This window comes from Erythrobacter sp. 'gip.4 top 5' (assembly GCF_056495765.1).
Map to the genome: position 1 here is coordinate 2,523,282 of NZ_CP200270.1, position 19,367 is coordinate 2,542,648.

Here is a 19,367-nt window from a genome sequence, read left to right on the forward strand (position 1 = left end):
GCGAGCCATAACCCGGTCTTGTATAGGGCTGGTGTCCCTCGCCGCGCTGTTTGTCGCTCCCACGGTTTCGGCCCGTCCGCTGACCATCGACGATGTGCTTGCCACAGCCACCGTTGACCGCGCCGACATTTCTCCGGATGCCGACGACATCGCGATTGCGATGCCTCGCCCGGCTACCTCAGGCGAGGTTTATGGCCGCAATTCCTATGAGATCGACTCCTCGCGCACCGATATCTGGCTGGTGAAGCGCGACGGATCGCAGCTGCGCCAGCTGACCGATGGACAAGCGAGCGCGGCGGGCTTCTGGTGCCCCTACTGGAGCTCCGACGGCAAGCGACTGGCGATGCTTTCAACCGCGCCCGAACAAGGCGAGCCGCACGGCGGTGACAATGCCCGCCTCTACGTGTGGGAACGCGGAGCCGAAGCGCCCCGGCGCGTCAGTGATCGCGCCATGATGACGCAGGTGCGCTACGGCTCCCCGCTCAACGAGCTTGACCTGCGCGCTGCAGGGGCAAGTCTCCCGAATACGTGCCGCGATAATGACGAGAATGCGCCCTTCCTGTGGCTCGGCCCGGATCGCCTGCTAGCGGTGCTGATGCCGCCGGGTGAGCGTTCAGCGATGGTGGATCGCTACGCCAAGTTCCACCGCGAGGCTTCACAGGCGGGCGAAGAGATTCGTGCGGGCGAGGTGCCGACAGTATCGCGCTCCGACAGCGGCACGGCAGCTGCGGACTTGGCAGAGGGTAACTATTCGGCCGAAATGGTGATCTTCAATCTGACGGATGGCTCGTCGACCAAGATTGGCGAGGTGTCGGCATTCCCGATGTTCGGCGCGCTGACCATCGCCCTTTCGCCCGATGCCCGCCGCGCCGCAATTCTTGCACCGGTTCAGGCGATTCCGCCGCACCGCCGGTCACCCGATATGCCGAATGTCATGGCATGGGCGGTGGAGAATGCCCTATTCATGCTCGACCTTGGCGAACGGCCCGCCTTGCAGCGGATTGAGGCACCAAGCGGCGCACATTTTCCGCTCGACATCATTGGATGGTCTCCGCGTTCCGAATACGTCGCTCTGCGCGCCCGGCCGGCGGCGGACATTACATCAGCCAGCCTCTGGACCCTTGCCGGAAGCGACCTCGCGATGGTTGCCCAAGCACCCGGCCTCACATTCAATGAAACCGCGCCAGCGCATTCGCGTGCGACAACCTATGCCCTCTGGGCTGACCGGACGCGAATGCTGGTGAGGGACTCCAACGCCGCGAGCGGTTTTCAGCTCGTCGATGTTCTTACCGGCCGGACGGCCGAGGTCGAGGGCAGCGTCGAATGGCCTGCCAGCCTCCGCACCTTTCCAAATGGCCAGATCACGGGGCAAAGCAAGACCGGCCCTGTCCGCCTCGATCCCGACGCACGTCGGTTCGTGTCATGGCAGGCTTCCAACCCAACGGGTTGCAGCAGCGCGGCACAGCTTGTCACCGAGTGGGAAGACGGGGCCTCCGCCTACAGCCTCTGGACCAGCGACGGCCCGCGCCCCGAGAGCATCACTCTCGCGTCGTCCGCCCGGCTGCTCGATCGTGATTGCAGCGGGATTGTCTGGGCCGAAAACGGGTTTGAAGGCAGCGTCGTGAACTTCACACCGTGGGACAGTCCCGCGGCGCCCCGCGCTCTTATGCGACATAACCAGCATCTCGCCGATATCGCCTGGGGCGAGCGGCGCATGATTGATTATCGCCACGCTGATGGCACAGCGCTGAAGATGGCGGTGCTGTTTCCTGCGGATTACGATCCCGCAAGGCGATATCCGACGCTGATGTGGGTCTATGGCAGCTACAGCCCATCCGGGATCGACGACTACTTCCTCGATCCGCACATGCCGGGCATTTACAACCTCGAGCTTTACGCGAGCCGCGGCTATGTCGTGGCCATTCCCGCCATCCCGGTCCCGCGCAGTGAGGCACCGGGCGAGCCACTTGCAGCGTTCCCAGGCGGCGTCCTTCCCGCCATCGACAAGCTGGTGGAGCTCGGCATCACCGACAAAGATCGCGTCGGCGTGTTCGGCCAGAGCTTTGGCGGCTACACCGTCAGCGCGCTGGTAGCGCAGACCGACCGCTTCAAAGCGGCGGCCGCGATTGCGGGGGCAACGGACATTGCCACGAACTACGGCGCGTTCGATCCCGCAGCGCGGGGCTGGCCCGGCATTGATCAGGACATGGCAGTCAACGGCCCGATCTACGAGCGGGGCTTGGGCTTCAAGATCGACCCCGCGACCGATCCCGCGCTTTATCACCGCAACTCACCCCTCACTTTCGCTGACCGGATCCACACACCGCTGATGCTGATCCACGGGGAGCTCGACACGCGCGCGCCGCTCTCGCAGCCGGAGGCGCTGTGGTCGCTGCTGCGCCGAAAAGGTCGTCCGGCCCGGCTTCTGCGCTATTGGGGCGAGAACCACTCGCTCGCCAACTCGCCTGCCAACATCCGCGATATCACGCGTGAGCTGATCGACTGGTTCGATCTCCACCTAAAGCAGGGCGGTCACTCAGAAGCGCCGCTTGGTAACACTAACTGAAGCTCAAAGCGGACGGGCAGAATTCCACCCAGTTGCAGTCATCAGCAGGTAGGATCCGCGATCCCGAAAGCGGTCCTGCGGCTTTGCCTCGGTTTTGAAAAATTGCTGCTGGTCAGCAAGCGCCCCCAATGCGGCCTTCAAGGATTTCCAATCGCACGCGCGAAAGCGGTCGTTAATGTTCGGCATGCGACTTGGGTTCTTTATTGCAGACGCAGGAACAATGATCAGTGCGCCACACTGGCTTTCTATTAGCAGCATCTTTGATGTTCGCGTCCGCGTGCGTTGAAGAAAGTCCGTCCTCCGCGTCGCGCTTTTCGGACTACACGCCATTCGACCTTATGACCCAGCCAGAATTCTCCGATTATCAGAACGTTGTAGGCTCTTACCTTCGTAGGCAAGCTCCAAGCGAGGACTCTCGCGCTTGCGTAGTTGGACTTACACATAAAGCCGATGACATCGACGCGGTGTGGGTCATTTGGCGCGGAGGAGATCGGCTGATCCGATGGTTTTCCGGCGAAAACCAGCTCGAGTTATCCTCGCGGAACCTTAGCCTGACCGACGACATAGTTCCAACTGATGCAGACATTGGAACAAGCACCTATCTTGAAAGCCGCCCTTGGGTGCATGAATTGGAACGCCTGTGCCGACGTCATGGTAGCCGCGTATCGGCGCTTCAGTAGAACTGCACTGCTCAGAGCAGGAAAATGCGAACGGATTTAGCAAGTGGCGGCCTTATCCGCCGGGCGATGGCGTTGTCGTTGGCGTTACACGTCTAACAGCAGGATGTCGCAAATCCACCCACTTGCTGCCGGTTCGGTGATCTTCGGACTTCGACAAAAGCGGCCATAGGAGCCCGTCCGATGGCCGCCAGCTGTGTCAAATCTCAATGCGCTCCGCGAGGACTAGTGCGTCCTCCACGTCGACCCCGAGATACCGGACTGTATTCTCGATCTTGGAATGGCCTAACAGGATTTGCACTGCACGCAGATTTCCGGTTGTCCGGTAAATCATGGCCGCCTTGGTGCGCCGCATGGAATGGGTGCCGTATTCCTCCCGCCTCAACCCGACCGCGATTGACCCACTCATCGATGAGGCGAGCATACTGCCGCGTATTGATCGGTTGGCCGGCACGAATTCTGCTTGGAAACACGAAATCATCGATGGTACCGCTCCGGTGCAGGAGCCATGTTAGCAGACCTGTTCGGGCGTCTGCTGTAATTTCAAATTGCACGGGTCGCCCTGTCTTCTGCTGGATGATCATTGCGCGGTCGCGGACTTCAGATCTGGCCACAAGGTCGCCGATCTTAAGCTTCACCAAATCGCAGCCCCGCAGCTTGCTGTCGGCGCGGTCACGGAGCCGCTCCTCGCGATCAAGGAAGAACCGGATCGCCCAAATCTGCTTTTAAGTGAGCGGCCGCTTAGTGCCGACGATTTTGCCGGCATTCCACGAGACCCGTTTCTGCATCGCCGGGTCGAGGTGAGAGTAGGTCATGACTTTTCTCCATGGCCTTGATTGGCCAAAAGAAAGAGCGGGCGCCTATGCGTCGATGGCGCAATATGGTGAGATTGTGGGAGCATCCGCGACTGAGCTTCGGAGCTTGGAGGCATGGGATGCTCCCGGCACGGGCCCAGCGCATTCGCGGCCGGCCGTCCTGGACGGGAACCACGGTAAACCAGTCCAAGCCTATGAGGTCATGAAGCGTGCGGTAGGCATCCATCTGCTGAGTGTGTTGGGCTCCGACGGGGCGTCTCGCATATCGCCATTGGCTCGGGAGCACATGGCGAGATTCTGGCTGTTCCTAGTGGCCGGCAGGATGCGTAGTTCGCAGCTTGAACGGTTGTGGCCAGACGGATTCTTCCATGGTGTGGAAGGATATGATGTTGGACTCGGCAACGAGGGTTATCTGCGTTTGTTGCGGATGAAAAAGGGATCGATTGACGCGTCGATCGTGTAGCTGTTCGTCTGCTTTTGGGACCGAGACAGAGCGCCGCTTATGACCGCTGGTGGGTGGATATTTGCCGTTAGCTTCGGGAAGTGCAATCCATCTCGACGTGTAAATGTATCAGCCGTCCATCTGACGGCACGAAGATCGGTTGAGCCAAGCGGATGTTCCCGTCACAGAAGCGAACTGCAAGCTGGTTAGGTCCGCGCTTGGACATTCGGAAGTCTTTAGGGTTGGAACCTTCGAAGAAGGGAGCCTGCTCGCCAGCGTGTTTAGCCTCTAGTCGGTAGGTTGTTTCACCGAGAGCACCACCCGCATCGCTCACGTGAGTGACAAAGATCACATCGTCGTCAAATCGTAAGGCGGTCTTTGACGACGTTTCCGAACATCCTGAAACAACCGCTGCAATCGACGCCACTAACAAGAACTCAGATGATAGAAGCTGCGTCATGTGAACATATGAACCGGAGTCAGTTGTGGCAGCAAGGGGGTCGTTTGCTGACCAGCGGGAATTTTTCGCGAGCAGGGCTATGCAGACGTGCCGCTTTCCGGATGGCGCATCAGTCCCAGTCATGGCCGAGGCTGGGCGGAAGCAGTCATGGCCAGTTTTCCGCGTGACCCGTTCCTTGGGCGAAATACGCCCGAGGACCCTTTCGGCGCCAGCCTCAGGCCGCCGTGCGGACGGTCGTCAGATTGAGCCCGATGGCACCGACAAGGATCAGCGCCATGAAGCCTGCCTGCGCCAAGGTTAGGCTCTGGCGGAACACGATCCAACCAATTGCCGCAATTGCAACGATCCCCACCCCTGACCAGACGGCATACGCGACCCCCATCGGGATGCGTGTCATCGCAAAGGCCAGCAGCCAGAAGCATATGCCGTAGCCTCGGTGCCCAGGCGATGATCGCCGCAATCCAGACCTGAGGGTGGGCGGCAATCTTCCGCGCCAATCCGAAATCAGCACCGTTCGTCTGCCAATGCGCTTTTACACGGCCTGTCCCAATACCTTCTGGCAGCTTCCGACCCAAAGTCGGTCGTTCTGGAATGCTGAACTGAGTGTCCGATCCCGCCCGAAGCCGACATTCCGCTTAAGATAATGAACTACGCTCATGCGTATTATTGGGAGCAGGTGTGTTGTCGCCATCGCGGCCATCGGGGACTTGCCACCTTGAATCCGTTGCGTTCAACCCCCCGGACGAACGTCTGACGAGCAAATTTGCGGTCGTGAACAAGGCAATCTTTTCGAGCCCGCTGCCGCCGCATAAGCCGCAATCGCTTCGGCCCGGCTTCAGCCAGCCAGCAGTTCGACATCCTGTGCCATCACCCAGCCGGAATCACATGGCCCGAAATAATCGGTATCTTCTGCGACCGGGGACGATACTTCGCAGTCCTCGCCCTGGTATGTCGCATAGATGATCCCGACCATTTCTTCGTCATTGCTGGTTTCACAAATCCAGACGGGGGTGGCTTCTGCCAGTTCATCAATGGGATCAAGTTCCTCGCTTGCACCCGGATATCCGCCTATTACTCCTTATCTTGGCCCCTGACTGATCAGACCTCTTTTCAGATAAATGGCTTTGCGCCATTGCAGGCATACAATCGGGGGATCGTGTCATAAGCAAAATGAGTGAATTTAATTGGGCTCAGCTGGGCAAGCTGCTGGCCGCCGTGTTGCTGGTGCAAGCGATCTACTGGCTGGCGATCGATCGCCCCCTGTTCCATGCCGACCCGGGCAAGGAGCCGGACCTTGTAAGCGTCAGCGATATCGCAGTCGCCCGGCTCACCGCCCCGGATTTTGCGGAGGCGGCAAAGGCACGTTTCGAACCGGCCGAGCTGCCGTGGACATATTGCTGCGATACGGCGGTGTTTGCGGTCAAAATGACCTTCGCGCTTGATTCCGTGCCAGCGGAGGGATTGGGGATTTACCCCAACTTGCAGACTGACAACTTCCAGCTTGCTTTGAACGGATCGCCGATTGTCGTGCGCGGGCGCATGGAGCCGGGCAATGGCAGCTTTCACGGTCAGGTGCGAACCCTGGTGCGGATGCCTTCGGGGTTGCTTAAGCAAGGCACGAACACGCTAACCTTCATCACCTTGCGTGACGGGTTTCCCTATACCGATGTATACGAACCCAAAATCGCCGATTACGCCGCGCTGGAACAATACACAGCGCGCAAATTGTTTCTCGCATCGTCCTTCTACCTTCTCACTGGCGGGTTGCTCGGCCTGCTTGGCGTGATCGCGACGATCATGATGTTTCGATCGGACGACTGGCGATTTGCTGCCTGGCTCAGCCTGTTGTGTGCCGGATTTGTGGCCAATGCGGGCTATTACCTGTGGCTTGATCCGCCGGTCGATGGTTGGGGCCGAATGGTGGCCTTCTTTGCGATCTACCAGCTGATCCCGGCCGCGATGTTGTGTTTCGTCGATAGCTGGACGGGCCGGCCCGTGCCATGGCTGCAACCAATAGCGATGGCTGTCTATGTCGCCGCGATGGCGGTGATCGCCTGGCATATTTATCGCGTGCCCATGCCGGAGGGCTTCGATGTGCCCGCCATGATCTGGGTGTGGTATCTGGGCGCGTCGGCGGTGGCGGTGGTTGCGCGGCTTGCATGGCATTTTGCCACACAGGCTGAAGATCGCCTGCTGGAAAGCGCCCTGATGACAGTAATAGCGGCGGCATTGCTGATGGATGCCGCGTTGGAATGGTTTCCAGATCTGGATTTGACAGGGGACAATGTCGGAAACTCCGCCGTCTTCCTGCTGCTGGCGATGACAGCGGCGTTCCTCACCCGCAACTTCCGGCTGTTCCAGTCGCAAGGGGCATTGAACGCGATGCTTCAGGAAAAGGTCACGCGGCGCGAAGCCGAACTGGCCGAAGCCGCTTTACGCGAACAGGCGCTCGTGCGCGCGCAGGCGCATGACGAGGAACGCCGCCGGATCATGCGCGATCTGCACGATGGCCTCGGCAGTCAACTGATGACGATGATGCTGAGCGCAAGGCTGGGTGAAGCTGATCCGCCCAAGGTTGCCGAAGGTTTGCAGAACGTCATTGATGAAATGCGGCTGATGGTCGATTCGATGGATTCGGTGGGCGAATCTCTCGAAGCGGCGCTCGCCACTTTCCGCGCACGTATCCAACCACGGATCGAAGCGGCGGGCTTTGCCTTCCGCTGGCACCAGCCCGCATCGCTTGGTGCCCCCGATCTTGGCCCGCGCGATGTGCTACAGGTTTTCCGCATCATGCAGGAAGCGGTGACCAACGCACTTAAACATTCGGGCGGGAGCGAGATTACGGTCGAGGTAGCGACGACCGTGAATGGCGCGGTAAACATCGCCATTGCCGACAACGGCTCTGGCGGCGCGGAAGCCGGCGATGCGGGACGCGGCCTTGCCAACATGCGTGTGCGCGCAAGAGCAGTGGGCGCCGATTATTCAGTGCAATCCGACCCCGGCAAAGGCACGCGCATCACGCTTGGCCTGCTCCAGCCTGCCTGATGCAAGCATCCCATAACCTTGCCCCCGGCATGGGATGGGCGCGGATGCGTGCGGCTGATAGATTAGCGGCATGATCACGCCTTCGCCCTCTGCGCCCGTTCGCGTTGCAATCATCGAGGATGAACCGGCGGTGCGCCGCTACTTCATGCAGATTATGGGGATGGCCGAAGGACACGATGTGATCGCCATGGCCCCAGATCTTGCCACCGGCCGCGGGCTGATCGGCTTGGTGCCCGAACTGTTCCTGATGGATATCGGCCTGCCCGACGGAAACGGCTATGATCTGGTGCCCGAAATCAAGGCGGGGTGCGCGGCCAAGGTGCTGATCATTAGTTCCTTCGGCGACCGCGAAACAGTGGTGAAGGCCCTTGCTGCGGGTGCCGACGGATACCTGCTCAAAGACAGCTCGCCGCAGCAAATCCTTGATGGCATCGCGATCACGCTTGACGGCGGTGCGCCTGTCAGTCCGGCAGCGGCGGTTTACCTGCTCGATCTGCTGCGCGCGCCTGCGCCCACATTGCAATCCTCACCCTACGGTGTATCGGACGCCCGGCTCACCCAGCGTGAAACCGAACTGCTGCGCGCCTTTGCCGAAGGTAAGAGCTACAAGGAAGCCGCCCGAGCGCTTGCCATTTCGCCCCACACAGTCGGCACCCACGTCAAGGCGATCTACCGCAAACTCGAAGTCAATTCGCGCAGCGACGCGATCCGACAGGGCTTCCGCAGTTAAAGGAGCCCACTTCCTCACACGCCAGTAGTTTCTATGCGGGCACATAGGTCCAGATGTCCGTGATGAGGCCGATCTCACAACGTTGAGCGTCAGTAAGCTGGCCTCGGATAAACGTATGAGCCTACAAAAATTATAGGTTCCCTGCTTTCGGGTAACGTTCTGAATGCGGCACATGGCCGTGGTCTCCTGCCGTGGCACCCTGTTGTGGTGCTTTGGCCGGATGCGGTTGCAAGAAACACGCTATTCCGGATGTTTGGATCATTCCTGGCTGGGAGTCCTTCCGCCCCAGCCAACGTTCTGAGATGCTTACATTTCAGCGAATGACAGTACGATTGGCGCTCCGCATCGGTCTGAAACATCAAGACCTTGGCGTTACGAGCACCGGCGTGCGAATAAACGCAAGTAAGATCCCCATGTGATCGCGCCGTCGGTCACACACCGGCCCTTGGGTCCGCCAGTCAGATAACGCACAATTCACGCTTCAGACCAGTTGCAGTGCGGGTCCCAAAGCGCAGTCCTTGTAAGATCTCAATACAGCAAATTGGAACGGTGCGGGGTACGGTTCCAAAATCGATGCGGCGGTACATGAAAATGCTGCGCCATCGCTGCAATGCACAAAACTTTCTGCTTTATTTTGCGTATAAATGGTTATATTCTTTCGTCTCTCGCGGTGATCAACGCCAGCTCTTCGGGGAACAGGCAGTTTTTGACGCCGCCAGGGGGAGAGAGATATGGCACGCATTGTTTCGCGCACTTTCTGCGCGTGGAAGGCTTTGGCTATCGGCAGCGTCGGAATGGCAGGACTAGCTACACCTGCGTTTGCGCAAGATGTCGAAAACGTTGACGGGGCGGACACTGCCAGCGTCGAACCTGAAACCAACATCGTCGTCACCGGTAGTTTCATTCGCAGTAGCCGAACCAATGGAGCGATGCCGGTCGATGTGTTCACCGCTCAAGACCTCAGCAGGCAAGGGATCAGTTCACCGCTCGAATTCATCAAGCAGCTGCCTTCAGTCGGCGCAACGCTGGGAGATTCAAACCAGTATTCGACCCAGTCGCAGGGCTTTCAGGGCAATGGATCGCTGAACCTCCGCGGTCTCGGACCGACGCGCACTCTGGTCCTGTTCAATGGGCGTCGCACCATTCTGGCACCGGGTGACGGGTTTGCCGACACCAACCTCATCCCCATTTTTGCGCTCCAGAATATCGAAATTCTCAAAGACGGGGCTGCGGCAACCTATGGTTCCGATGCCATTGCAGGCGTGGCCAATTTCACCACGATGCGCGATCTGAACGGTGTTATCGTCCAGGGCGATTTTGAGGCGATCAAAGGTTCGGATGGCAACTGGACCACGTCGATCCTTGCCGGCAAGAGCTTCGGCGCCATGAACATCATGGCAGGCTTCGGATGGCAACATCGCTCCACCCTACCCAATTTCGAACGGGATTTCAGCCGCACGGCCTATGCCGACAACCTCTCCGGCTGGTCGGTTCTGGGAACGCCGGGGCTGTTTGGCGCGACTTATCTCAACAATGGTGTCCCTGCGACCACACTTGTGCGTGATGGCGGAACCACAGCCTGCCCGGCGGTAGGCGGATTGCTCGATACGCAAGGCACTCTTCCGATTTGCCGTTTCAGCTTCATTCCGTGGAACAACATCATCGAGGAGGAAGACCGGTATCAGGGGTATGTGCAGGCCGATATCGATCTTTCGGACCGGACCAAAGCTCATATCGAACTGCTCTATGCCCAAACCGATCTAAACTCGCTTGGCTATTCACCATCGTTTCCACCGACGCAGGGGCCGCGAGGCTCGGGGTCGGCCAATGCTTTCACTGTCAGCCCGCTCAACCCCGGCGTGCCGGCTTTTCTCGCGCAGAACGGACTTGCACCATCAACCGCCGCGCGGCCGCTCGCAGCGATCACAGCCGTTCTGTGGCGACCTTTCGGCTGGCTCGGCAACCCCGCTGATCCTGACCGCGGAAGCGGCAAAGGCAGCGCCAATAATCAGGCCTATCGTGCGGCAGCGGCCATCGACCATGAGTTCTCCGACAGCTTTCGGGCCCAGTTTGCGGCAACGTGGTGGCGGTCGGAGCGCCGCACGGCAGTGCCCGACATGGTCGGGTCGCGCCTTCAGAACGCGCTGAACGGTTTTGGCGGACCAAATTGCGATCGCACGTTGAACCAACCGGGCCGCAATGGCTGCCAGTGGTTCAATCCGTTCATCAATGCTGCGCAACCGATTTCAATACAGGGGCTGACCAACCCCAACTTTGTACCTGGTGCTGAAAACAGCGTCGATCTGGTCAACTTTGTCCACGTGCGCAACGGCACCTTTCAAGTCGAAGAGCAGGTGGTGTTCGATGCCATCTTCTCTGGTGAGACCGGTATCGATCTGGGCGGCGGCCCGATCGCCTATGCCTTTGGTGTGCAGCATCGCGGCAATGACTGGTCGACCAGACCGATCAACCCGGAGTCCGATCTCAACATCAACCCCTGCTTCATCGAAGGCGATCGTTCTTGCGTTGGCACACCAATCGAAGGCGTGGGGTCATTTATCTTTTTGGGAGGCACCCGCGCAGAAACGCAGGAGCAGAGCGTCAATGCCGTCTTTGCCGAGGTGCAGGTGCCGATCACGGACCGGTTGGAAATCACCGGTGCGGCGCGACTTGAAGATTATGGAGGCTCCGTTGGCTCCACCTTCAATCCCAAAGGCACCGTCCGCTGGGAGCCGGTGGACTGGCTGGTGCTGCGCGGATCGGTTGGCACGACCTTCCGTGCCCCGCTCGCCAATCAGGTCGCCAACAATCAGATCACCACGCTCGCCGGCATTCAGGCCGCCGCGAACAACTTCAAATCGGTCGACATCTTCGGCAACCCGAATGATCTGGGACCGGAAACCGCCTTCACCTATAAATGTCGGGGCGGTCATCCAGACGTCAGGCTTCAGAGTGTCGGCCGATTACTGGAGCATCAATGTGTCCGACCGGATCACAACCACGCCAGCGCAAGCGATTGCCAGCAGTGTGGTTGCCAGTTCCACCGCACTTGCCAATTGTGGCAGCGCGCTCGCTGATCTGATTACATTTCAGGGCGGCTGTGTACAGGGCACAACCCGCGGCATCGACATCAGCCGGGTACGCACCGATTGGGTCAACGGGCCGGAACTCTCAACGAGCGGCATCGACCTGACGTTCGATTATCTGACCGACTTGCTGGGCGGAGAACTCAACATCGGAGCGCAGGGCAGCTTCGTACTGGATTACACCTTCGAAGATTTCATCTTCCGCGACCTGCTGGTGCAGCCCTCCTATCAGGCCAAGGGATTTACCAATTATTTCCGCGATCCCCTGACCATTTCGCCTTTCCGCGGCAATGGCTGGGTAAACTTCAACATCAGCGGGTTCAACGCCCGGTATCAGGCACTGTATGTTGCCGGAGTTGATGATGATCGGTGCATCGGGATCGATCCGTGCTTTGCGACAAACTTCGGACCGACCAATTTCGGACGGGAAGTCGGCAGCTTCACGCAACACGACCTTCACTTCCAATACGATCTTCCATTTACCGCAGTGAAGGCCCAATTGCAGTTTTCGATCGAGAATGTGACTGACGCTGATCCACCTGCCGCGCGGCTGGAGCCGTCCTACGATCCTTTTATCGGCAACCCTTTTGGCCGGGTTTTCCGGGTTGGAACCCGATTGCAGTTTTGAGTGTCGATCGGGCGGGTGCCAACGCGTTAACGTTTCAAGACGGCCCTAAAGCTGCCTGACATGGGACGCATATCAGACCAAGCGGCTGGCGCCCTCCCGTTCCGTTCGATGGAGCTCAACTCCTGCGGATTTAACGCAGAGCGACTTCAGCTTGGGATTCAAGTGGAACATGGCGTACAAAGAACACCAGGATCACTGCCAGCGCCGTTAAGCCGCCGACCAACAGCCAAGCATCATTGATCGCCTCTACCAACGCATATTTCTCGACGAGGGGGCGTATCATCTCTTGCGTGAATTCGTCGGGCGGCGTGCCGATCTGTTCAATGAAAGCCTCACGCGGAATCCCAATTTTGACTGCTGTGGCAACGTCACCCGCCTCTAGCTGCGCAACGACGTCTGTTCCATACGACGCCGCACGGCTAAAAATCGTGGTGTCGATCAAAGCAAGGCCGATGGCCCCGCCAAGGTTGCGCATCAGATTGAACAAACCGCTCCCGTCAGCCACCAGGTCGGGCGACAACCGGCCCAGAGCCATGCGTGTCGGCGGCAGCAGGCAGAACATGATCGCGACGCCGCGCACGACCTGCGGCCAGAACATTTCCGCAAAATCGGTGTCTGCCGTTTGCGGCGAACTCATGAGCAAACCGACGGCAAACAGCAAGAAGCCGAACGCCGTCAGGGTGCGGGCGCCGACCCGCTGCTCAAGATACACCGCGATCGGTGCGCTCACGAGTTGGGCTACACCGGTGACAAGCATAATCTCGCCAATCCGCAGCGCATTGTGTTCGCGCACAAGGCCCAGAAAAAACGGCATGAGATAGGTTGAGCCAAACAGGCCTGCGCCCAGAATGAAGCTGAGCGCACAGCCGAGCGCAAAATTGCGGTCCTGAAAGCAGCGCAGTTCAACGAGGGGATCGGACGAACGGATGGTCCGAAGGACGAACCAACCCGTGCAGACCGCAAAACCCAGCAAGAGAACCGCTACCGTCGGCGAAAGCCAGCCGATTGTCGGCGCATCCTTCAACCCAATCTGAAGCGCGGTGAGACCAACCGCCAACAGAGTAAGCGCCAACGCGTCCACTGACCGGGCCGAGCGGGCGTTGCTGATCGGGCCCCGCAGCGTGATGGCAGCGCCGATGGCGCATAGAATGCCCGGGACGATGTTGATCCGGAACAGCCAGTGCCACGAATAGGTTTCCGTGATCCAGCCACCAACGATCGGCCCCACGGTCGGCGCAAAAACGGCAAGCACCCCTGCAAAGGTTGTCGCGATGCCCTGAAGCCGCTGCGGAAACAGCAGAAACACGGCAGAAAACACCGCCGGAATAAGCGTGCCGCCAGCAAAGCCCTGGATGATCCGCCATGCGATCAGCGTGCCGAACGTTTCGCTTTCCGAACATCCGATCGATGCGATGGTGAATACCGACACGGCGGAAACAAATAGCCAGCGCATCCCGAGGCGCGCGGTTAGAAATCCGGTAAGCGGGATCGCAACAATCTCGGCGGTCAAATACGCGGTCTGGATCCAGATCATCTGGTCGGTGCCGATGTCGAGCGCGCTCTGGATTGTCGGCAGGGATGTTGCCACGATCTGGATGTCGAGGATCGCCATAAACATGCCAATGCACATGAAGACAAAGCCGGCCCACGTTCGTAAGGTTGCCTGAGGCATCTCGGTCGCGTTCATGCCATAGCGGTTAAACCAAGAGAGGGTTTGCAAGAAAGGGAAACGTGTTCCGGCAGGAAAATTCTGGTGGATTGGCTTCACCGGAACAGCGACATCACCATTATGCTTCTCCCACCAACTGATCCATTTCCCAGCCGCATGGCTGATCGAAGGCCCTCAAAATGATCCCCGTCAGCATTCACGCGCTTGCCACTGCCACCCCGCCCCATGTTCTCGATCAAGCAACCGGCGCGGTGGTGGCCGAACAATTGCTGGGCGATGCCTTCGATGACTTTTCACGGTTACGTTCCATCTATGGCAACGCAGGGATCGAGTTTCGGCAACTGGCTCGTCCGGTCGAATGGTACACGCAGTCGCGCAGTATGGTGGAGCGCACCGCAGTTTATCTCGAAGTGGCGCTCGAGCTGTTTGTTGAAGCGGCGCAAAGCGCTTTGGATGAAGCTGGCATCGACGCTGCTGACGTGGATGCCATCGTCACGGTGTCGTCCACCGGCATCGCCACGCCCAGTCTTGAAGCCCGCGCGATGGGCCGGATGGGGTTCCGCGATGATGTTGCCAGAGTGCCGGTGTTCGGCCTCGGCTGTGCGGGCGGGGTCTCGGGCCTCGGTCTCGCTGCCAAGCTGGCTAGGGTGGACGGGGGCGCAACCGTGCTCTTCGTCACGGTCGAGTTGTGCAGCCTTGCGTTGCGCACGGAAAACGTCGGCAAGGCAGACATTGTCTCGACGGCTCTGTTCGGTGATGGCGCGGCGGCTTGCGTGATCCGTTCCGGCGACGAAGGCTTCGCGCAAATCACCGGCAGCGCCGAGAAGACCTGGCCGGACACGCTCGACATCATGGGATGGCAGATGGAGCCGGCTGGACTGGGTGTCGTTCTCAACCGGGCCATTCCGGCGTTTGCGCGGAAGGAATTTCGCGGCGCGGTCGAAGCCATGCTGGCCCCTCAAGGCTTGCAGATCGGCGATGTGGATCGCTTTATCTGTCACCCCGGCGGGGCCAAAGTGGTCGATGCGATCGAAACGGCGCTGTCCCTGCCGCAGGGCGCGCTCAATGACGAGCGCGAGGTGCTGCGATTGCACGGCAATATGTCTGCCCCGACCGCGCTGTTCGTGCTGGACCGTGCGCGCCAAACAGGGCTGCCACCCCTCTCGGTCATGACAGCGTTGGGACCTGGGTTCACTGCAAGCTCGGTAACCTTGCGGAGCGCGGCATGACCTTGCCTATCGCGATCATGATCTTCGTTACGCTGCAACGCCTATCCGAACTGGTCATCGCACGCATTAACACCAAAGCCCTGATTGCAGGCGGCGCGGTCGAATTCGGGAAATCGCATTATCCGGTAATGGTTCTGATGCACGCATCCTGGTTGGCGGTGCTGTGGGCCTTGGCTCCGGGCGAGGCTGTGATCATGCCGCTGCTGGCCGTGTTTGCGGTTCTTCAGGGTTTACGTATCTGGGTGCTGGCCACCTTGGGGCGGCGATGGACAACCCGCATAATCGTTCCGCAAGACGAGCCGCTGGTCGTGCACGGCCCGTTTCGTTTTATGCGCCATCCCAACTATTTCGTGGTGATCGCCGAAATCGCAGTGCTGCCTTTGATGTTCGGATTGATCTGGGTCGCGCTCGTTTACTCGGCGCTCAATGCAGCCATGCTGTGGGTTCGTATTCGCGCAGAGAATGCGGCCTACGCCAGCCTCACGTCTTGAATTAGCCCTTTGCGGCTTCCTCGCGCTCGGCCTTGATTTTCAGCATGGCCGCCTTGCACGTTGGCGAGGTCTTTTCGATATTCTTGATCATGCAGGCTTCAACGCGCTTGCGGCTCATTGCCTTCATCTCAGCAGGACACAGGACACGCGCTTCCTTGGCGCAGGCCTTCTTGCCAGGGTCGGGCGCGGCAACGGCGGCTCCCGTTACGCCCACGACCATGAAACACGCACTGATGCCCAAGACAAGTTTGCCAATCCGGTTCTGTTTCATACGATGCGCTTCCCGTTGTGTTAAATTTTCAAGGACTTTGATGGTGGATGGGGGTTGAACCACCGGTGAATATTGAGGCCACCCGACGAAGGCGATTGCGTCGCAAAAAATTGCAAGTGGCCGCGCGTGGGGTTTGCGCCCTTATCACACACGCTCGCTTCACAGCCGTTGCTGTGTTACCACACCGCGAGGATCGCACGTAAAAGTCCGGCAGACTTCACCGGCGATTCCGGCTCCCGAAAAATGCATGCGGATCGCGGGGTCGATCCGGATGCAATCGCGCAAGTCGGCGTCTCAAAAAGATATTTACGTCACCGGAGCGAGCTGTGCAGCGCCAAGAATGCGATCGCCCGTCGGCTGCGCGCTCGGCCTTTCGGCTGCTTCCTCAAGCGAGATTGCAATGGAACTGCCAGCAGCAATATCCGCACGCATCTGATCGGTAAGTTCCACGACAAACACCGAACCACTTGCGCCCTGCCCCAGGGAGCGCGGCTTGCCATCCGGGCCGATCACCCACAATTCCGGAACAAGATTTTGATCGCCAACCGATGCAATCCGAGCGGTCAGGCGGCCGCCCTCCCCCTCGTAATACACGGTGAGCAAAGGTGCGCCGTCGGCCCGGCTGACCTGTGCAACGCGAATGGCTGACGCATCCGGAGCCGTTTGCGCTTCAGCAAGAGCAAGGTTCTCACCCAATTCCTGCACACGTGCTCGTTCGCTTACGTAGAGGCCACCCAAGACCACAGCCGCGACAGAGGCTGCCATCGTAGCCAAACGCCAACCCGTCGCCGATTGGCCAGAAACTGATCTCACGCCGGTATCGTTGGCGGGTTGCGGCAGGTCAGACGAACCATGCTTTTCGGGAAAGCCAGCTTCCATCCGACGCCACAAACTGTCGGCCGACCAGTCTGTGTCGGCAGGGGCTGCACTGGCCCAGTCGTGGCCAACCGCCTCCCAACGCGCGACACGGGCGGCGAAATCCTGGTCTGTGGCGATGCGCGCTTCCGCTGCTGCATGAGCCTCGGCGTCCAGCAATCCCAGCGCGTATTCGGCTGCCAGCATCTCTGGATCGTTTGGGGCGTCAGGGTCGTCAATCATGGATCATTCTTTCGCGCATGATACGAAGCCCCCTGCGGATTCGCGTCTTGACTGTGCCGAGTGGTAAGCCCGTTGCCTGTGCCACTTCCGAATAGGTCATCCCGCGTAAATAGGCGCTACGGATCAAATTGGCATCAGCGTCTGCCAAATTCTCCACCTGCCGGATAACATTGCCTGATTGTTCGGCGCGGATGAGCATTTGTTCTGCGGTTTCACTTTCGTCAGCGATGAAGAGGAGTTCGTCATCACCAGACGTTGGCCGACGCTTTTGTGCTCTGATCCAGTCGATTGCGCTGTTGCGCGCTATTCTGGTCAACCATGCCATCGGCGCACCTTTGGTGTGATCGAATGTGGACGCCCGGTTCCACGCTTTCAAATACACCTCATGCACTACGTCTTCGCTGGCTTCTCGGTTTTGAATAAAGCTGAAGCATAGCGAATAAATCTCGCGTGACGTTCGCACGTACAGGCGATGCATTGCTTCCCTGTCACCCTCTGCCATGGCCGAAAGGATCTGGGCTAGCTCTTCATTATACAGGTCGCTGGCCATGCCCGCCGTCATTCTCCCGCTTCAGCCTTTCGCGATCTATGAAGACGTCAGCGATCAAGGCAAGTTCTTAAAAAATATTTCAAACAAGCCAAACCGGCCCGAGACTCCTGGCGTAGAGCCCAGGCGCATAAACGTGCGCAGCCATTTTATTGATGCATTGCGCGAGGAGAATTCGGGTGAAATTGAAACACGCATTGCCCCTGTCGGCCGGAGTCATGCTGGCGCTGGCGGGGGGCGCTTTCTACATTACCGGCGCTGGCCTTACCGCCGCCGATCACCTCGATCCTCCTGGACGCACAAATCCGGCAAACGACACCACGCCGGACAAGGCGGCAGATATTGCCGATGTGTTCGCATGGCACACCGCGACCGATGTCAACCTCGTGCTGACCTTTGCCGGCCCCCAGGCCACCAACCTGCCAGCGGTGTATGATCCCGATGTGCTTTACACAATCAACGTGTCGAATGCTTCACCGCGCACCACCCCCAATATCCCCATCGAGATTCGCTTTGGCCAAGGAACGGGCAGCAACAATTTCGGTGTGCAGGTCAAAGGCTTGCCTGGTGTGACCGGCACAATCGAAGGCGCGGTGGAAACCGATCTCAGCAAGGATGGCGTGCGCGTTCGCACCGGTCTGTTCGATGATCCGTTCTTCTTCGATCTTCAGGGCTTCCGCGACACGTTGTCCACCGGAACATTGAGCTTCAACAATCAGCGCGATTTCTTTGCTGGTCAAAACCTGACCGCCATCGTCATTTCAATCCCGCGTGACCGGATCGAAGATGGCGCCAACCTGGTGGACGTATGGGCCACCACTGCCCGTTTCGGAGGCCAATTGTAATGATACGCAGATATTCCCGTTCGTTCCGCCACGCTTTGATCACGGCGCCCGTGATCGCCGCTCTCGGCTTACTGACAGGCTGTTTTGACGGGGATAATGATAACCGCCCCCCTGATGTGGGTGTGGTGCCCACGCCGACGCCCACGCCCACCCCGTCTCCCACCCCGGTTGGCTTCGATGTCGGCCCGTGTCTCAATCAGGTCATCCCCGGCACCGGCGGTGTGACTGTGGCGGGCGCGGTGGTACCCGATACGCTAACGCTCAATCTGGGGGCCAATGCTGGCTTTCCCAACGGACGTCTGCTGGCGGATCCGGTGATTGATGTCACCCTTGCGGTGATCTTCCTTGATCTGAGCCGCAATGGCGCGGGGACATTGGCAGGCCTGCCTTTGAACCCGCCGCGCAATGACGTGGCGTTCCCTACGGGTTTCCCGTTCCTGGCGCCCGCGCAAGGCACCCAGGTCATGACCTCACCGGGATCAGGTTTTACCTTCCGCAACGATACCGCCAACGCCTACACGCGGGTTGATCGCATGGGAATGCCGGCGGTTTCGACTGTGCTGATCGGCTCGGGCCTGAAAAACAACTACAATGATGCGTCTCCGGTCAATGATACCGCCGGCGATTTCGTGCCGGAACTGTCCGCGCAGTTGACCGGACTGACCAACGTGCTGGCGGATGATCTGGTAGGGGCGGGGCTCACGCCCTGCGCCCGCGCTAACTGAAGCAACGACCGGGCAGGCCTGCTCAAGATAGGGCCTGCCCGGT

16 protein-coding genes and 1 pseudogene are annotated in these 19,367 nt (G+C 59.4%); 9 read left to right on the forward strand and 8 right to left on the reverse strand.

Annotated elements, in window-relative coordinates; translation table 11 throughout:
* The first annotated feature begins 31 nt into the window (after positions 1–31).
* Entirely contained in the window at positions 32–2,566 is a 2,535-nt protein-coding gene (locus tag ACRANW_RS12265; RefSeq protein WP_479432057.1) for a S9 family peptidase, read from the forward strand.
* An 876-nt stretch (positions 2,567–3,442) separates the two neighbouring features.
* Here ACRANW_RS12265 and ACRANW_RS12270 read toward each other — a convergent pair.
* The 4 genes and pseudogenes from ACRANW_RS12270 to ACRANW_RS12285 all read right to left on the reverse strand — a co-directional run bounded on the left by ACRANW_RS12270 (position 3,443) and on the right by ACRANW_RS12285 (position 5,933).
* Positions 3,443–4,058 (reverse strand): annotated as a pseudogene (locus tag ACRANW_RS12270) (tyrosine-type recombinase/integrase).
* A gap of 530 nt (positions 4,059–4,588) precedes the next feature.
* Positions 4,589–4,960, reverse strand: coding sequence for a hypothetical protein (locus ACRANW_RS12275; RefSeq protein WP_479432058.1), 372 nt, complete (start codon positions 4,958–4,960; stop codon positions 4,589–4,591).
* A 214-nt stretch (positions 4,961–5,174) separates the two neighbouring features.
* Positions 5,175–5,471, reverse strand: a complete 297-nt coding sequence (locus ACRANW_RS12280; RefSeq protein WP_479432059.1) for a DMT family transporter — start codon at positions 5,469–5,471, stop codon at positions 5,175–5,177.
* A 324-nt stretch (positions 5,472–5,795) separates the two neighbouring features.
* Positions 5,796–5,933: a hypothetical protein gene (locus ACRANW_RS12285; protein ID WP_479432060.1), complete on the reverse strand. Its 138-nt coding sequence runs from the start codon at positions 5,931–5,933 to the stop codon at positions 5,796–5,798.
* A gap of 197 nt (positions 5,934–6,130) precedes the next feature.
* Between ACRANW_RS12285 and ACRANW_RS12290 the strand changes: the two genes are divergently transcribed.
* The 4 genes from ACRANW_RS12290 (at position 6,131) to ACRANW_RS12305 (ending at position 12,449) form a co-directional block, all read left to right on the forward strand.
* Positions 6,131–8,005, forward strand: a complete 1,875-nt coding sequence (locus tag ACRANW_RS12290) for a sensor histidine kinase (protein ID WP_479432061.1) — start codon at positions 6,131–6,133, stop codon at positions 8,003–8,005.
* Positions 8,006–8,075: 70 nt separating this feature from the next.
* Complete coding sequence (locus tag ACRANW_RS12295; RefSeq protein WP_479432062.1) at positions 8,076–8,735, forward strand: response regulator; 660 nt, start codon at positions 8,076–8,078, stop codon at positions 8,733–8,735.
* Positions 8,736–9,466: 731 nt separating this feature from the next.
* Complete coding sequence (locus ACRANW_RS12300; protein ID WP_479432063.1) at positions 9,467–11,812, forward strand: TonB-dependent receptor plug domain-containing protein; 2,346 nt, start codon at positions 9,467–9,469, stop codon at positions 11,810–11,812.
* The gene (locus tag ACRANW_RS12305; RefSeq protein WP_479433941.1) at positions 11,709–12,449 is read left to right on the forward strand and encodes a hypothetical protein; all 741 of its coding nucleotides are present in this window, start codon (positions 11,709–11,711) and stop codon (positions 12,447–12,449) included. The genes ACRANW_RS12300 and ACRANW_RS12305 overlap by 104 nt, the downstream gene beginning before the upstream one ends.
* A 130-nt stretch (positions 12,450–12,579) precedes the next feature.
* Here ACRANW_RS12305 and ACRANW_RS12310 read toward each other — a convergent pair whose 3' ends face one another.
* Positions 12,580–14,136 (reverse strand): DHA2 family efflux MFS transporter permease subunit, encoded by a 1,557-nt coding sequence (locus tag ACRANW_RS12310; protein ID WP_479432064.1) that lies wholly within the window; start codon positions 14,134–14,136, stop codon positions 12,580–12,582.
* A 161-nt stretch (positions 14,137–14,297) separates the two neighbouring features.
* On the opposite strand from ACRANW_RS12310, the gene ACRANW_RS12315 reads away from it, so the two are divergent.
* A complete protein-coding gene (locus ACRANW_RS12315; protein WP_479432065.1) occupies positions 14,298–15,347 on the forward strand; it encodes a type III polyketide synthase in 1,050 nt (349 codons plus the stop codon).
* Entirely contained in the window at positions 15,344–15,838 is a 495-nt protein-coding gene (locus ACRANW_RS12320) for an isoprenylcysteine carboxyl methyltransferase family protein (RefSeq protein WP_479432066.1), read from the forward strand. Before ACRANW_RS12315 ends, ACRANW_RS12320 begins: the two co-directional genes overlap by 4 nt.
* Position 15,839: 1 nt before the next feature.
* On the opposite strand, the gene ACRANW_RS12325 is transcribed toward ACRANW_RS12320, so the two are convergent.
* The 3 genes from ACRANW_RS12325 to ACRANW_RS12335 all read right to left on the reverse strand — a co-directional run bounded on the left by ACRANW_RS12325 (position 15,840) and on the right by ACRANW_RS12335 (position 17,757).
* The gene (locus tag ACRANW_RS12325) at positions 15,840–16,109 is read right to left on the reverse strand and encodes a hypothetical protein (protein ID WP_479432067.1); all 270 of its coding nucleotides are present in this window, start codon (positions 16,107–16,109) and stop codon (positions 15,840–15,842) included.
* Positions 16,110–16,415: 306 nt separating this feature from the next.
* A complete protein-coding gene (locus ACRANW_RS12330; protein WP_479432068.1) occupies positions 16,416–17,207 on the reverse strand; it encodes an anti-sigma factor in 792 nt (263 codons plus the stop codon).
* Positions 17,200–17,757 (reverse strand): RNA polymerase sigma factor, encoded by a 558-nt coding sequence (locus ACRANW_RS12335; protein ID WP_479432069.1) that lies wholly within the window; start codon positions 17,755–17,757, stop codon positions 17,200–17,202. The genes ACRANW_RS12330 and ACRANW_RS12335 overlap by 8 nt, the downstream gene beginning before the upstream one ends.
* A gap of 176 nt (positions 17,758–17,933) precedes the next feature.
* On the opposite strand from ACRANW_RS12335, the gene ACRANW_RS12340 reads away from it, so the two are divergent.
* A complete protein-coding gene (locus ACRANW_RS12340; RefSeq protein ID WP_479432070.1) occupies positions 17,934–18,599 on the forward strand; it encodes a DUF4331 family protein in 666 nt (221 codons plus the stop codon).
* Positions 18,600–18,634: 35 nt separating this feature from the next.
* Complete coding sequence (locus tag ACRANW_RS12345; protein WP_479432071.1) at positions 18,635–19,324, forward strand: DUF4331 family protein; 690 nt, start codon at positions 18,635–18,637, stop codon at positions 19,322–19,324.
* The last annotated feature ends 43 nt before the right edge of the window (positions 19,325–19,367 follow it).